Annotated in this window: 13 protein-coding genes and 1 tRNA gene; 10 read left to right on the forward strand and 4 right to left on the reverse strand. The window is 61.8% G+C overall.

Translation table 11 applies throughout. The annotated features are described in order from the left end of the window. Window positions 1-34: 34 nt before the first annotated feature. The 3 genes from ribH (at window position 35) to BLS41_RS13585 (ending at window position 2,339) form a co-directional block, all read left to right on the forward strand. Entirely contained in the window at window positions 35-541 is a 507-nt protein-coding gene (gene ribH, locus BLS41_RS13575; RefSeq protein ID WP_074765265.1) for a 6,7-dimethyl-8-ribityllumazine synthase, read from the forward strand. Then, window positions 538-972: a transcription antitermination factor NusB gene (gene nusB, locus BLS41_RS13580; RefSeq protein ID WP_074765267.1), complete on the forward strand. Its 435-nt coding sequence runs from the start codon at window positions 538-540 to the stop codon at window positions 970-972. Before ribH ends, nusB begins: the two co-directional genes overlap by 4 nt. A 170-nt stretch (window positions 973-1,142) precedes the next feature. Then, complete coding sequence (locus BLS41_RS13585; RefSeq protein WP_074765269.1) at window positions 1,143-2,339, forward strand: pyridoxal phosphate-dependent aminotransferase; 1,197 nt, start codon at window positions 1,143-1,145, stop codon at window positions 2,337-2,339. A gap of 122 nt (window positions 2,340-2,461) precedes the next feature. Here BLS41_RS13585 and BLS41_RS13590 read toward each other — a convergent pair whose 3' ends face one another. Beyond that, window positions 2,462-3,646 (reverse strand): lytic transglycosylase domain-containing protein, encoded by a 1,185-nt coding sequence (locus tag BLS41_RS13590; RefSeq protein ID WP_074765271.1) that lies wholly within the window; start codon window positions 3,644-3,646, stop codon window positions 2,462-2,464. A 635-nt stretch (window positions 3,647-4,281) separates the two neighbouring features. Here BLS41_RS13590 and BLS41_RS13595 point away from each other — a divergent pair. Both BLS41_RS13595 and BLS41_RS13600 read left to right on the forward strand, forming a co-directional pair. After that, entirely contained in the window at window positions 4,282-5,850 is a 1,569-nt protein-coding gene (locus BLS41_RS13595; protein WP_074765273.1) for a UbiD family decarboxylase, read from the forward strand. 51 nt (window positions 5,851-5,901) lie between these two features. After that, complete coding sequence (locus BLS41_RS13600; RefSeq protein ID WP_074765275.1) at window positions 5,902-6,579, forward strand: LysE family translocator; 678 nt, start codon at window positions 5,902-5,904, stop codon at window positions 6,577-6,579. Between the two features lie 92 nt (window positions 6,580-6,671). Here BLS41_RS13600 and BLS41_RS13605 read toward each other — a convergent pair whose 3' ends face one another. The 3 genes from BLS41_RS13605 to BLS41_RS39020 all read right to left on the reverse strand — a co-directional run bounded on the left by BLS41_RS13605 (window position 6,672) and on the right by BLS41_RS39020 (window position 8,681). Next, on the reverse strand, window positions 6,672-7,637 hold the full coding sequence (locus tag BLS41_RS13605) for a threo-3-hydroxy-L-aspartate ammonia-lyase (protein ID WP_074766526.1): 966 nt from the start codon (window positions 7,635-7,637) through the stop codon (window positions 6,672-6,674). 197 nt (window positions 7,638-7,834) lie between these two features. Then, window positions 7,835-8,149, reverse strand: coding sequence for a hypothetical protein (locus BLS41_RS13610; RefSeq protein ID WP_074765277.1), 315 nt, complete (start codon window positions 8,147-8,149; stop codon window positions 7,835-7,837). A gap of 370 nt (window positions 8,150-8,519) precedes the next feature. Continuing rightward, the gene (locus tag BLS41_RS39020; RefSeq protein WP_171910228.1) at window positions 8,520-8,681 is read right to left on the reverse strand and encodes a hypothetical protein; all 162 of its coding nucleotides are present in this window, start codon (window positions 8,679-8,681) and stop codon (window positions 8,520-8,522) included. Window positions 8,682-8,951: 270 nt separating this feature from the next. Here BLS41_RS39020 and BLS41_RS13615 point away from each other — a divergent pair, with 270 nt between their 5' ends. From BLS41_RS13615 to trmB, 5 genes are all read left to right on the forward strand, one after another. Beyond that, window positions 8,952-9,890 carry a Rossmann-like and DUF2520 domain-containing protein gene (locus BLS41_RS13615; protein ID WP_074765279.1) on the forward strand — a complete coding sequence of 313 codons (939 nt, stop codon included), beginning with the start codon at window positions 8,952-8,954 and terminating at the stop codon, window positions 9,888-9,890. Between the two features lie 78 nt (window positions 9,891-9,968). Continuing rightward, window positions 9,969-10,289, forward strand: a complete 321-nt coding sequence (locus BLS41_RS13620) for an EthD family reductase (protein WP_074765282.1) — start codon at window positions 9,969-9,971, stop codon at window positions 10,287-10,289. Between the two features lie 232 nt (window positions 10,290-10,521). Beyond that, complete coding sequence (locus BLS41_RS13625) at window positions 10,522-11,085, forward strand: YggT family protein (protein ID WP_074765284.1); 564 nt, start codon at window positions 10,522-10,524, stop codon at window positions 11,083-11,085. A gap of 85 nt (window positions 11,086-11,170) precedes the next feature. Further along, a tRNA-Gly gene (locus BLS41_RS13630) sits at window positions 11,171-11,244 on the forward strand. A 537-nt stretch (window positions 11,245-11,781) separates the two neighbouring features. Then, complete coding sequence (gene trmB, locus BLS41_RS13635; protein WP_074765285.1) at window positions 11,782-12,564, forward strand: tRNA (guanosine(46)-N7)-methyltransferase TrmB; 783 nt, start codon at window positions 11,782-11,784, stop codon at window positions 12,562-12,564. Window positions 12,565-12,591 lie beyond the last annotated feature (27 nt).

The raw sequence follows: 12,591 nt of genomic DNA on the forward strand, positions 1-12,591 counted from the left end.
GCCTGGCGCCCACTCAAAACACTACGGAAGTCACATGGAAATCGGACAATATCAACCGAATCTCGACGGCGACGGACTGCGCATCGGCATCGTCCAGGCGCGTTTTAACGAACCCGTCTGCAACGGCCTCGCCGACTCGTGCATCGAAGAACTCGAACGCCTCGGCGTGACCGGCGAAGACGTGCTGCTGGTCACGGTACCCGGCGCACTGGAAATCCCGCTGGCACTGCAAAAGCTCGCCGAAAGCGCGCAATTCGATGCACTGATCGCGCTCGGCGCGGTGATTCGCGGCGAGACCTATCACTTCGAACTGGTATCGAACGAAAGCGGCGCGGGCATTACGCGTATCGGTCTGGACTTCGGCATTCCGGTCGCGAACGCCGTGCTGACCACCGAAAACGACGAACAGGCGGTTGCCCGCATGACCGAAAAGGGTCGTGACGCAGCGCGCGTGGCCGTCGAAATGGCGAACCTCTCGGTCGCGCTCGAACAACTCGGCGGCGACGACGAGGAAGAAGACGAAGAAGAGGACGAAGCATGAAGAGCGCACGCCGACGCTCCCGCGAACTAGCCACGCAGGGGCTTTACCAGTGGCTGCTGTCGGGTTCGCCCGCCAGTGAAATCGAAGCGCAGCTGAGCGGCGCCCAAGGTTTCGACAAGGCCGATCGCGAGCATCTGGACGCGCTTTTGCGCGGCGTGATCCGCGATTCGGACGCGTTGTCCGCCGACATCGCACCGTGCCTGGATCGTCCGATCGAACAACTGTCGCCGGTCGAACGCGCTGTTCTGCTGGTCGCTGCATTCGAACTGAAGAATCACGTCGATATTCCCTATCGCGTAATCATCAACGAAGCAGTCGAGCTGACCAAAACATTCGGCGGCTCGGACGGCTACAAGTACGTCAACGGCGTACTGGACAAGCTGTCCGCGCAATTGCGCGCAGCTGAAACGCAGGCGGCTCGCAAGTCGTAAGCGTCAGGCGCATGACGGGACACCCTGTCATGCGCCTTTTTTGTAGCGAGTCGAACCGCTGGAAAGGACGCTGCGTTGCGCATGTCTGAGCTGGTGCGCGGGGAACCCCGATCAGCCGTAATCGGGCACGCAACGCCGTCCTGCTTTTGCTCTGAACTGGATTTGATCGTATGAACTCCGTGACCGAACCCCTCGTGCGGCTTGCTGCCCGCGTCGACGCCATCCAGCCGTTCTATGTGATGGAACTGGCCAAGGAGGCCGCGCTCCTCGAGCGCGACGGGCGCGACATCATTCACATGGGAATCGGCGAGCCCGATTTCACGGCACCCGAGCCTGTAATCGAGGCTGCGGCAAACGCGCTGCGCCGGGGCGTCACGCAATACACCAATGCGCTCGGCCTGCACGCGCTGCGTGAAGCGATCTCCGCGCATTACGCCGAGTTCTACGGCGTTAGCGTCGATCCCGCGCGGATCGTTGTCACCGCGGGCGCATCCGCCGCGTTGTTGCTGGCCTGCGCCGCGCTGGTCGACCGCGACGACGAAGTGCTGATGCCGGACCCGTGCTACCCATGCAACCGTCATTTCGTGATCGCCGCCGAAGGCAAGCCGGTCATGGTGCCAAGCGGCCCCGCCGAGCGTTTCCAGTTGACCGCCAACGACGTCGAGCGCCTCTGGAACGAGCGCACTCGTGGCGTGCTGCTCGCTTCGCCGTCGAACCCGACCGGCACGTCGATCGAACCCGCCGAACTTGAACGCATCGTCAAGGCGGTGCGGGCGCGTGGCGGCTTCACGATCGTCGACGAGATCTATCAGGGTCTGAGCTACGACGCAAAGCCCGTCTCGGCGCTCTCGTTTGGCGACGACGTGATCACCGTCAACAGTTTCTCGAAGTACTTCAACATGACCGGCTGGCGTCTGGGCTGGCTCGTGGTGCCGCCCGGCATGGTTAGCGCGTTCGAAAAGCTCGCGCAGAACCTGTTCATCTGCGCGTCGGCGCTCGCGCAGCACGCGGCCCTCGCCTGCTTCGAGCCGGAAACCATCGCCATCTATGAAGAGCGGCGGCTCGAGTTCAAGCGCCGCCGCGACTTCATTGCACCGGCTCTGGAATCGCTCGGTTTCTCGGTGCCGGTCATGCCCGACGGCGCGTTCTACGTCTATGCCGATTGCCGTACGGTCGCGCATAAGGCAGCCGGGGACAGCGCCGCGCTCACCAAGGCCATGCTGCACGACGCGGGCGTGGTGCTGGTACCGGGTATGGATTTCGGCACACACGCGCCGAGGGAGTACATCCGCTTGTCGTATGCAACTGCGTATCCGAAGCTGGAAGAGGCAGTGGATCGGCTGGCGAAGCTGTTCGGGCAGCAATAGGCTTACGAACAGCATCACTCCCCAAACGCAAAAAAGGACACTCGAAAGTGTCCTTTTTTGTTGCTGCCGAGTTTTTGCGACGCGCTATCCAGCTCAAGCTGCCAGACCGCCACGTAGTCAGATCAGGCGCCCAGCTCCGAGGCCGACGCCACGTGCTTCGTGGCATTCGCATCGTCCTGATCGGCTGCAGAGGACTTTGCCGGCGCGTTCAGCGCGTGACCGCCGTCGAGCGTCACCTGAACCCGCTTGGCGCTGCTCGCTGCCGCCTGAGCCGTATTGGCCGACGCGGTCAGAACCGGCGTCGGCGACTGCGGTGCGTTGATCGGCACCTTGCGGCCCCGTGCCACGTCGCGCAGACGGCCACGCTCGGCCATCACCTTGGCGCCGTAGCCGCCGTCGTCCTGCGAACTGGAGCCGACGTACAGACGCAAGCCGCCCGGCAGCGAACCGCCGCGTGCGATGCAATCCTTCAGCACCAGCGCGCCCACCTTGATGTTCGCGACCGGTTCGAGCGCCGCGCCTTCACCGCCGAAATACTGGAATTTGTCCGAGTGCACCTTGGACATCACCTGCATCAGGCCTTGCGCGCCGACGCCGCTCTCGGCGTACGGGTTGAAACCCGATTCGATTGCCATCACGGACAGCAGCAGCAGAGGATCGAGGCCGACTTCACGGCCGGTGTCGAACGCGGCCTTCACGAGCTCGCTAACGGGCTCCTGAGCGACGCGATAACGGCGCGCCAGGTACGACGCAACCAGATCCTGCTCGCGGCTCGATACCAGCACGCGATCGTCGCGCGCATCGGCCGAAACGCGTTGGGCCGGGATCAGGCGAGCCAGCGCGGTGACGCTTTGCATGGTGCGCGGATCGAGCCCGTTCAGAGCGGCGACACCCATACCGGCCGAACCGGAATTGTCGATAGCGCTGTCGACGCTGGTGTTGCTGGTGGTGAAGCTGACGTTGGTGCCGGTGACGCCACTGGGAGCGTCGGAATTGCTCGTATTGGCACTGACCGACAGCGACTCGTCAGACGACGACGCGTTTGCCGGCGGACCGAAAGCTGGTAGCGGATTGCCTTGCAGCAAACGCGCAGGGCCAGCTTGCACAGCGGCGGAAATAACCGGCATCAGCTTGGCAGCCAAGGTGCCGCGCAGCGTAGGCATCAGCCAGAGGGTGACGGCCATAACGACCGCAACACCGCCGACGATGCTAAACAGATGATGACTCACTCGCGTCCCGCGACGCAGCACTCCTCGCACAGCCTGTGCGATACGCTCATCGGGACGCCACGATAACCAGGCGTTCATTCAGATCTCCCATCTTGCATGATCCGCGAACTCCGCCGAATAAAAATGGCGGCACTACATGTTCGAAGAGTCAAGACACCGCGCGCTCTGTCTGGTTAGGGCAGCAACGATGTCGGGAAACGGCAAATACCGTCTGTGGGGAGCCATTCGGGAAGAATGACCCGCTGCATCTCGAAAAATGCAAGCGGTGGCTCCCACGCGAAAAACCAGCGTCAGCGGACGCTGGTGGGGCCCTCAAAAAGGCCGTCAATACCGTCAGTACCGTGCAGGGGGGTCGGTAATCGGTGACGCGTTGCGTCGAAAGGGACCGGGGGCAGTGGTAAAAGGTTCACGCCCTGCAACCAATGTGGACGGATTCTATGCAGGGTTTTATAGATCGTCAACACTATAGAACGGCAAATGTATAACTATTTGTAATAATGAACAGTGTTCAGACCGTGAAGAACGGCTCAGCATGCGCCTTTTGGGGCATCTCAAATTGTCCGTTCGGTCTAGGCCGTTCGGCTGATCTACGTGCGCTATCCAACGCAGGTAAAATCGACAATCGTTCCGGCGCCGTGAAACCTGCTGCGCCCTTCTTTTCCGCCACTTTTTTGCCGCCCAGCCGGCATTGAAGTGGCTCTGAACCGCACCAGATGAAATACAAAGACCTGCGTGATTTTGTCGGCCGTCTCGAGACAATCGGTGAACTGCGCCGTGTCTCGCAAAAAGTCTCACCCAACCTGGAAATGACCGAATTGTGCGACCGCGTTCTGCGCGCCGGCGGTCCGGCTCTGCTGTTTGAGAACAAGGAGGAGCATGCGTTCCCGGTACTCGGCAATCTCTTCGGCACGCCGCGGCGCGTCGCGCTCGGCATGGGTGTCGACGCGCAAGCCGGTGAAGGCGACGGCGCCGCGCTGGAGTCGCTGCGCGATGTCGGCCGACTGCTTTCTGCGTTGAAGGAGCCGGAGCCGCCCAAAGGGCTCAAGGACGCGGGCAAACTGTTCTCGCTGGCGAAGGCGGTTTGGGATATGGCGCCGAAGACGGTGAGCGCGCCGCCCTGCCAGGAAATTGTCTGGGAAGGCAACGATGTCGACCTCGGCAAACTGCCCATTCAGACTTGCTGGCCGGGCGACGTCGGTCCGCTGGTGACATGGGGCCTGACCGTCACAAAAGGTCCGAATAAGACTCGACAGAATTTAGGCATATATCGCCAGCAGTTGATCGGACGTAACAAATTGATCATGCGCTGGCTCGCGCATCGCGGCGGTGCGCTCGATTTTCGCGAATTCGCGCTGCAGAATCCGGGCAAGCCGTATCCGGTAGCCGTGGTGCTGGGCGCCGATCCGGCAACGATTCTCGGCGCGGTCACACCGGTGCCCGACACGTTGTCCGAATATCAGTTCGCCGGGTTGCTGCGCGGCGGTCGCACGGAACTCGCGAAGTGCCTCACGCCCGGCGTCGATGGCTTGCAGGTGCCCGCCCGCGCCGAAATCGTGCTCGAAGGCTTCATTTATCCGCAGGAAGGCGCGCCCTCGCCTGCCCCGGCTGGTGCGCCGCCACGTCCGGCCAAGGGCGCGTCGGCGGCTTATGAGCATGCGCTCGAAGGCCCGTACGGCGACCATACCGGCTACTACAACGAACAGGAGTGGTTCCCCGTCTTCACCGTCGAGCGGATCACGATGCGCCGCGACGCGATCTATCACTCGACCTACACCGGCAAACCGCCTGACGAACCCGCCGTACTGGGCGTCGCGCTGAACGAAGTGTTCGTGCCACTGTTGCAGAAGCAGTTCACCGAGATCACCGACTTCTACCTGCCGCCCGAAGGTTGCAGCTACCGCATGGCGATCGTGCAGATGAAGAAGAGCTACCCCGGCCACGCCAAGCGCGTGATGTTCGGCGTGTGGAGCTTCTTGCGGCAGTTCATGTACACGAAGTTCATCGTCGTGGTCGACGAGGACGTGAATATTCGCGACTGGAAGGAAGTGATCTGGGCGATCACCACGCGCATCGACCCGGCGCGCGACACGGTGCTGGTGGATCGCACGCCGATCGACTACCTGGATTTCGCATCGCCCGTGGCGGGTCTCGGGTCGAAGATGGGACTCGACGCGACCAACAAATGGCCCGGTGAAACCGATCGCGAATGGGGCCGGCCGATCGTCATGGACGATGCGGTCAAACAGCGCGTCGATACCTTGTGGAACGAGTTGGGCCTGTAAGGCGAGCCGTACAACAAGACCAATAACAAAACTGATGGAGCAGTTGCACGGATGCACGCCTTTTCAATGATGTCGGATGGTTTTTTTCTGTCGTTGTCGCTGTGTCTGGATATCGGCCTGGTGAACGTGGCCATTATTTCGCTGACGCTGTCGCACGGTTTCAAGCCTGGCTTCTGGCTCGGCCTCGGTTCATGCGTCGGCGATCTGATTTACGCGGCGCTCGCGCTCGCCGGCATGGCTGCGCTGCTGCAATTCGAATCGGTGCGCTGGGTCGTGTGGATCGGCGGGGCGGCGATTTTGCTGTTCCTTACCTGGAAGATGGCGCGTGAGGCGATGTTCCCCGCGTCGGCGCCGGCCGTGGCTGGCGAAGCGGATGCCGCTGCGCCGCATCGGTCCCCGTGGCGCGGATTCTTGCGCGGCGTGCTGCTGGCCGTGTCATCGCCCTCGGCGATCCTGTGGTTCGCGGCTGTCGGCGGGGCGCTGATCGCCAAAGCCGGCGCGACGAGTCCAACGACGGCGCTAGTGTTTCTCGGCGGCTTCTTCCTCGGCGGGCTGTGCTGGACGCTCTTTATCTGCGGACTCGGCAGTCATGGGCGCAAACGCGCGGGTGCCGGTTTGCTCCGCGGATGTCATGTGTTGTCCGCGCTGCTGTTCGCGTATTTCTCGTATAGCGTGATCGTTAATGGATACCGCGATCTGATTTTGCAGACGGCGCAAGTGGTTGGCTGATAGCTAAGACCGGATAAAAAACGGCTCGCGGATCAATCCGGCGAGCCGTTTTTCTTTGCCCGGCACCGTTTAGCAGCGCCAAGGCGATGGGATTACGCAAGGTACTGCGCGAGCTTTTCCAGATCGACGTTGCCGCCGCTCACTACCACGCCCACGCGCTTGCCCTTCACCGGCACCACGCCGTTGAGCACGGCCGCAGCAGCCAGACAGCCGGTCGGTTCGACCACGATCTTCATGCGCTGCGCGAAAAAGCGCATGGTTTCGACCAGTTGCGCGTCGCTGACCGTTTCGATCCGCGCGACCAGCTTGCGAATAATCGCGAACGTGTAGTCGCCGAGGTGTGTGGATGCAGCGCCGTCGGCGATCGTACGAGGTGTGTCGATATGCACGATCTCGCCACGCGCCAGCGATTGCTGACCGTCATTGCCCGCCTCCGGCTCGATGCCGATCACCGTGCATTCGGGACTCAAAGCCGCTGCGGACAATGCGCTGCCGCCAATCAATCCGCCGCCGCCAAGGCAAACGACCAGCACGTCGAGCGGACCAGTTTCGTCGATCAGCTCTTTTACCGCCGTGCCCTGCCCGGCAATCACATGCGGATGGTCGTACGGCGGAATCAGCGTCATGCCGCGCTCTTCGGCGAGGCGTCGGCCGATTTCTTCGCGGTTTTCTGTGTAGCGGTCATAGGTAATGACTTCGCCGCCGTACCCTTTCGTCGCGGCGACTTTGGCGGCGGGTGCGTCGTGCGGCATGATGATCGTCGCGCGAATGCCCGCGAGGCGCGCCGACAGCGCAATCGCCTGAGCGTGATTCCCCGACGAATAGGTCAGCACACCCGCCTCGCGCTGCTGCGCGTCGAAGTGCGAGATCGCGTTATAAGCGCCGCGAAATTTGAACGCGCCCATGCGCTGAAAATTTTCGCACTTGAAGAATACCGACGCGCCCGTGCGTTCGTTGAACGTGCTCGAGGTCAGAACGGGGGTGCGGTGAGCGACGCCTTCGAGACGCGCTGCGGCGTCGAGTACGTCGTCGAAAGTGGGAGCGGGAAGCACTTGCACGGCGGGATTCTCCAAAGCGGTGGCGAAACAGCCATTCTCCCAGCTTCGCTGGTGCTTTGGAACGTTACTCGTGCGCCGGGCGCCATCCCTGAGCAATGACGCCCTATTAAAATCGAAACGTAAAAACAAGAATGGCGTAACCCGGCACTCAAGCCGGCGTTACGCCATCAACACATCTTTCAGAAAAAGCTATGCAATTAGCGGCGATAGTAGCCGTGACCGTATCCGTGACCGCCGTAATAACCGCGATAGTAGCCATGGTGATAATACGGACGGCCATAACCGCCGTAATACCCGCCCACGACAACTGCCGGCGGCGGAGCATACACGACAGGCGGTGCATAGACCGGCGGCGGCGGTGCGTAATAGACCGGCGGAGGCGCGGCATAAACCGGATAAGCCGGCGCGACCGGAATTCCGATACCGATCCCTACGGAAACATGCGCCTCGGCGGCACCGGCGACTCCCAAGCCGAGTGCTGCGGCAACGACAAACGGAACGATCTTCTTCACTTCTATTCTCCTAGCGCGGCCCACCAAGGTCGCCGACTTCGCATGCCTCGCATGCTCTGAATTCAATGTATCGAAAAAGGCCGGGACCATCTGTTCGCATTTGTTGCAAATTGCAATTAGCCACATCGGGATCCCTTTCTCTTTACTGCGACATTGTCAAAAATTGGGGGGCACCCATTGGAAAATCAAGGGTTTAGCGGATCTAACGCACGCGATTCTTTTACTTCACACAATTACAGGCTTTACACGCGTACTTTTCAGTAATCTTTGATTACAAATTCGCTTCAATCCTGACGATGCGAATGAAAAATCCAATAAAAAATGCCCGGCGAAATCTCGCCGGGCATTCTCGCTACCGTCCGCTATGGGTTCAGCCGACTTTCACGTAAGCAAATTCGCGCGACACGTTCGGCGGGACATACGCGCCGCTGATCCGCACTCGCGGCGTCAATCGTTTCTTCTGATCCCACCAGCGACGGCGCTGTGCATGTGTCAGGAACCGCAAGTGCTTTCGGTAAGAAAAAATACTCATGTGAACCTCCCGAATCTGACTGCGAAACGAATTTACCCAGAAACAGCAACTGCAAAACCGACTTTCGGATGAAACGTCAGTAGAACGTGTTCAGAAGATTGTGAGCAGTTTCCAGGCCTACGAGTGCCGCGCCGCCAGATACCTGCCCGCAGCCGCCATATCGCCAGCGAATTGATCAGAGGAAATCGTGTGCCGTGACGCTGCCTGTGGCCGGATGCGCGATACTTCTGCATTCCCGTTCATCGGATATTCCGTCTGGAGCCGGTAATTATGTCCCAGTCCCCTTTGCCGCGCCTCGGTTTTATCGGCGCCGGGCGGCTCGCGCGGTGTCTTGCGCTGAGCTTTTCACGCGCCGGTTACCCGGTCACCGCCGTCGCGAGCCGCTCGGCGGCCTCGGCCAGCCGGCTTGCCAGTCAAATCGGGCATTGCGTGGCATTCGACGATCCACAACAGGTCGTCGACGCCGCTGATGTAGTGTTTTTAGCCGTTCCCGACGACAGCATCGGTACGTCAGCGCACACACTGCGGTTCGGCCCGGACGCCGCTGCGCACGAGCACGGCAAGGCGCTGGTGCACTGCAGTGGCGCGTCGCCGGTCGAACTGCTGGCGCCGGCTCGCGATCAGGGTGTTTCAATCGGTGGTTTCCATCCACTTTACCTGTTTAGCGGCGACCTCGCCGACCTCGACCGAATCGCCGGCTGCTCGGTGACGATCGAGGCCGACGGCGCGTTGAAAGACACGCTGACAGCGCTGGCCACGGCGCTGCGCTGCCATCCGCTGTCGATTCCGGCGGGCGGCCGCATGCTGTATCACGCCGCCGCGCACTATGCCGCAAGTTTCGCGCTGTGCAGCCTGGCCGAATGCGTCGCGTTGTGGCGCACACTGGGTTTCGCCGAAGACGACGCGTTGCGCGCGCTGCTGCCGATGCTCTCCGGCACCATCGAAACCGCCCGCGACAAGGGTTTGCCCAACGCGCTGGCGGGTCCGGTGTCACGCGGCGACACCGGCGTGGTCGAAAAACAGTTGACGCTGCTGGAAGGCCTCGGCGGCGATCACGCGGCGCTGTACGGTTTGCTGACCCGCCGCGCGGTCGCACTCGCGGAACGTCGCGCGACACCGCCCGCTGCGATCGGCTCGATCGCGGAAGTGGTGGAAGATTCGCTCGCGCGCGCTCTGAATCAGGCTGCGGCAGGTGCAAGCGTCAAGTAAGCCGTGATAATGTGACGTCCGGCGCCGCGCGAGAATCCGCTGGCGCCGCGCTTCGGGACCAACAGACGAGAACGCACAATGATCAAGGTCAGCATCCTTTATCCGTATCGGGAAAACGGCCACTTCGACGTGGACTATTACTGCGTCACGCATATGCCGCTCGCGGCGAAGCTGTTCGGGCCGTCGCTGAAGGGCTGGTCGGTCGATGTCGGCATCAACGCCGGGCCGCCGGGAACACCGCCGCCTTACGTGGCCGCGGGCCACTTTCTGTTCGATAGCGCAGACGATTTCTACAAGGTGTTCAAGCCGGCGGCCGAGCAACTGACCGCCGATATCCCCAATTACACCGACGGCGGCAACGGAACGATCCTGATCAGCGAGATCAAGATTTCCGTGTGATGTCGCGCGGACAGAAGTGAAAATTCCGGCATGTAATTCAGTTAGCCGCTGACCGGGCCGCACCCCGCTTAGGCGGGACGGCGCGGCGGCCGGCTGATCGAGACGTCGTGTGACGCGCCTTTTCCCGGAAAAGGCGCACGTAACTCAAATGAAACCGCCGGCGCGCACCGATCGGTCACGCCGGCATCCCGCGGCCGGTCGACGGCCGTCATCAGAAGCATAAGGACACGAGATGTTTGGCGATATCGCCCGCTTTCTGCTCAATACCGTTTTCACGCTGTTCGGCGCGGCGCTGCTGCTGCGCGCCTGGCTCCAGGTGGTGCGTATGCCACCGTACAACCCGGTGACGAACGCCGTCCTGCAAGCCACGAACTGGATCGTGCTGCCGCTGCGGCGGATTTTGTCGAGCACCAAGAACATCGACTGGGCGAGCATTGTCGCGGCGTTGCTCGCGGCAATCGTCTATGTCGTGCTGATGGTGATGTTGACCGGCGCCGACCCACGGGCGCTTCTGCCGACGCTGATGATCGTCGCGGTGCTGACGGTCATCAAATGGGCGCTGAATCTGATTATCTGGATGACGATCCTGATGGCGCTGCTGTCATGGCTCAACCCGCGTTCGCCGGCCATGCCGATTCTTTATCAACTGACCGCGCCGTTCCTGAACCCGCTGCGCCGCGTAGTGCCGCAATTGGGCGGCATCGATCTATCGCCGATTCTGCTGTTCGTGATCGTGCAGGTGCTGTTGATGGTGGTGACGCGCGCTGCCGTTCAACTGACCTACTTCGTGATCTGACGACACTGATCGATGCGTCTGCGGGAAAGCGGCGGGCGGCGTAGTTTGCGCTTTTCGCCCTTTCCCGAGTAGAATCGTGCGTTCTGCGGGCGTCGTATAATGGTAATACCCTAGCTTCCCAAGCTAGAGCCGTGGGTTCGATTCCCATCGCCCGCTCCAGTAACGCTTCCAGCCTCGGCCAATTGAGATTCTTCGGCGGGGTTTGCGAAAGTCGCTGTGCAGATCCCCTCCCCTGTCGTCACATTCGCCGCTCCCTCTTTGCTGTACCGGGAAAACCGGCTCGCCGTGCATGTTGCGCGTCCATCTCAAAACAAAACGCCCGTCTGCATCGCTGCAACTGAAAACCGGCGATTAATCCGCAAAAAAGCTGGCCAGGATTAGAGAAACGCGACCATTTCCGCCACGCTCCGCGCGGTTGTCCGTCTGGACGCACCCTTTTCGATTGTGCTACCTTACGCGCACTTGCAATGTCCGCTCCACCTTCCGCTGAATCTTGAGCGGATCCAGCATGAGCCGCCTCCATGAAGGCGGCTTTTTTGTAGTGGCGGCGGCCCGGCATAGCGAGTCGCGAGCAAGATGGCTCTGATCCGGTGAATCAATAACCCGATTGACAGTCCGGCCGCACCCACGCGAGCAGGCCGCATCCGGCACCACGCCACGCAAGCCGCAAAGCCCTCACTCATAGCAGCATCGACGATGATCCACGATCCAAACGACACCGGCCTGCCGGACGAACTTCCCGCGCCCTCCAGCGAAGCCGCTGACCAACCCGCCGCCGACGACGCCCCGCAAGGCGATGCCCTCCACCACCGTCGCATCCGCAGCTTCGTCACGCGCGCTGGCCGCGTATCGACCGGCCAGCGCCGCGCGATGGACGAACTCGGCCCCCGCTTCGTCGTGCCCTACACGCCGGAGCAGCCCGACTGGAACACGGTGTTCGGCCGCCAGGCTCCCCGCGTGCTGGAAATCGGCTTCGGCATGGGTGCGACCACGGCGGAAATCGCAGGGCACCGTCCCGACGACGACTTTCTGGGCGTCGAAGTCCACGAACCGGGCGTCGGCGCGCTGCTAAAGCTGATGGGCGAGCAGTCGCTGTCGAACATCCGCATCATTCAGCACGACGCGGTCGAAGTGCTCGAACAGATGATCGCGCCGGACAGCCTCGACGGTGTGCACATTTTCTTCCCGGACCCGTGGCACAAGGCGCGCCACCACAAGCGCCGGCTGATCCAGCCGAAGTTCGTCGCGCTGCTGGTGTCGCGTCTGAAGCCGGGTGCGTATTTGCACTGTGCGACCGACTGGCAGAACTACGCCGAGCAGATGCTTGAAGTGCTGGGCGCCGACCCCGCGCTCGACAACACGGCTGACGGCTATGCGCCGCGCCCGGAGTATCGTCCGGTGACGAAGTTCGAGCGACGCGGACTGCGGCTCGGCCACGGCGTGTGGGATCTGGTGTTCCGCAAACGCGCGGCGGCATAAGAACGCGCGCGCATCGGCGAATTGATC

Origin of the sequence: Paraburkholderia fungorum (assembly GCF_900099835.1) — a bacterium.
Taxonomy (GTDB): domain Bacteria; phylum Pseudomonadota; class Gammaproteobacteria; order Burkholderiales; family Burkholderiaceae; genus Paraburkholderia; species Paraburkholderia fungorum_A.

What these genes read in the sequence shown, in the direction of transcription:
- BLS41_RS13625 (WP_074765284.1), top strand. Translation starts at nt 10,522, where the DNA reads ATGTTTGGCGATATCGCCCGCTTTCTGCTCAATACCGTTTTCACGCTG.
- BLS41_RS39020 (WP_171910228.1), bottom strand. Translation starts at nt 8,681, where the DNA reads ATGAGTATTTTTTCTTACCGAAAGCACTTGCGGTTCCTGACACATGCA.
- BLS41_RS13615 (WP_074765279.1), top strand. Translation starts at nt 8,952, where the DNA reads ATGTCCCAGTCCCCTTTGCCGCGCCTCGGTTTTATCGGCGCCGGGCGG.
- BLS41_RS13620 (WP_074765282.1), top strand. Translation starts at nt 9,969, where the DNA reads ATGATCAAGGTCAGCATCCTTTATCCGTATCGGGAAAACGGCCACTTC.
- nusB (WP_074765267.1), top strand. Translation starts at nt 538, where the DNA reads ATGAAGAGCGCACGCCGACGCTCCCGCGAACTAGCCACGCAGGGGCTT.
- ribH (WP_074765265.1), top strand. Translation starts at nt 35, where the DNA reads ATGGAAATCGGACAATATCAACCGAATCTCGACGGCGACGGACTGCGC.
- trmB (WP_074765285.1), top strand. Translation starts at nt 11,782, where the DNA reads ATGATCCACGATCCAAACGACACCGGCCTGCCGGACGAACTTCCCGCG.
- BLS41_RS13590 (WP_074765271.1), bottom strand. Translation starts at nt 3,646, where the DNA reads ATGAACGCCTGGTTATCGTGGCGTCCCGATGAGCGTATCGCACAGGCT.
- BLS41_RS13585 (WP_074765269.1), top strand. Translation starts at nt 1,143, where the DNA reads ATGAACTCCGTGACCGAACCCCTCGTGCGGCTTGCTGCCCGCGTCGAC.
- BLS41_RS13600 (WP_074765275.1), top strand. Translation starts at nt 5,902, where the DNA reads ATGCACGCCTTTTCAATGATGTCGGATGGTTTTTTTCTGTCGTTGTCG.
- BLS41_RS13595 (WP_074765273.1), top strand. Translation starts at nt 4,282, where the DNA reads ATGAAATACAAAGACCTGCGTGATTTTGTCGGCCGTCTCGAGACAATC.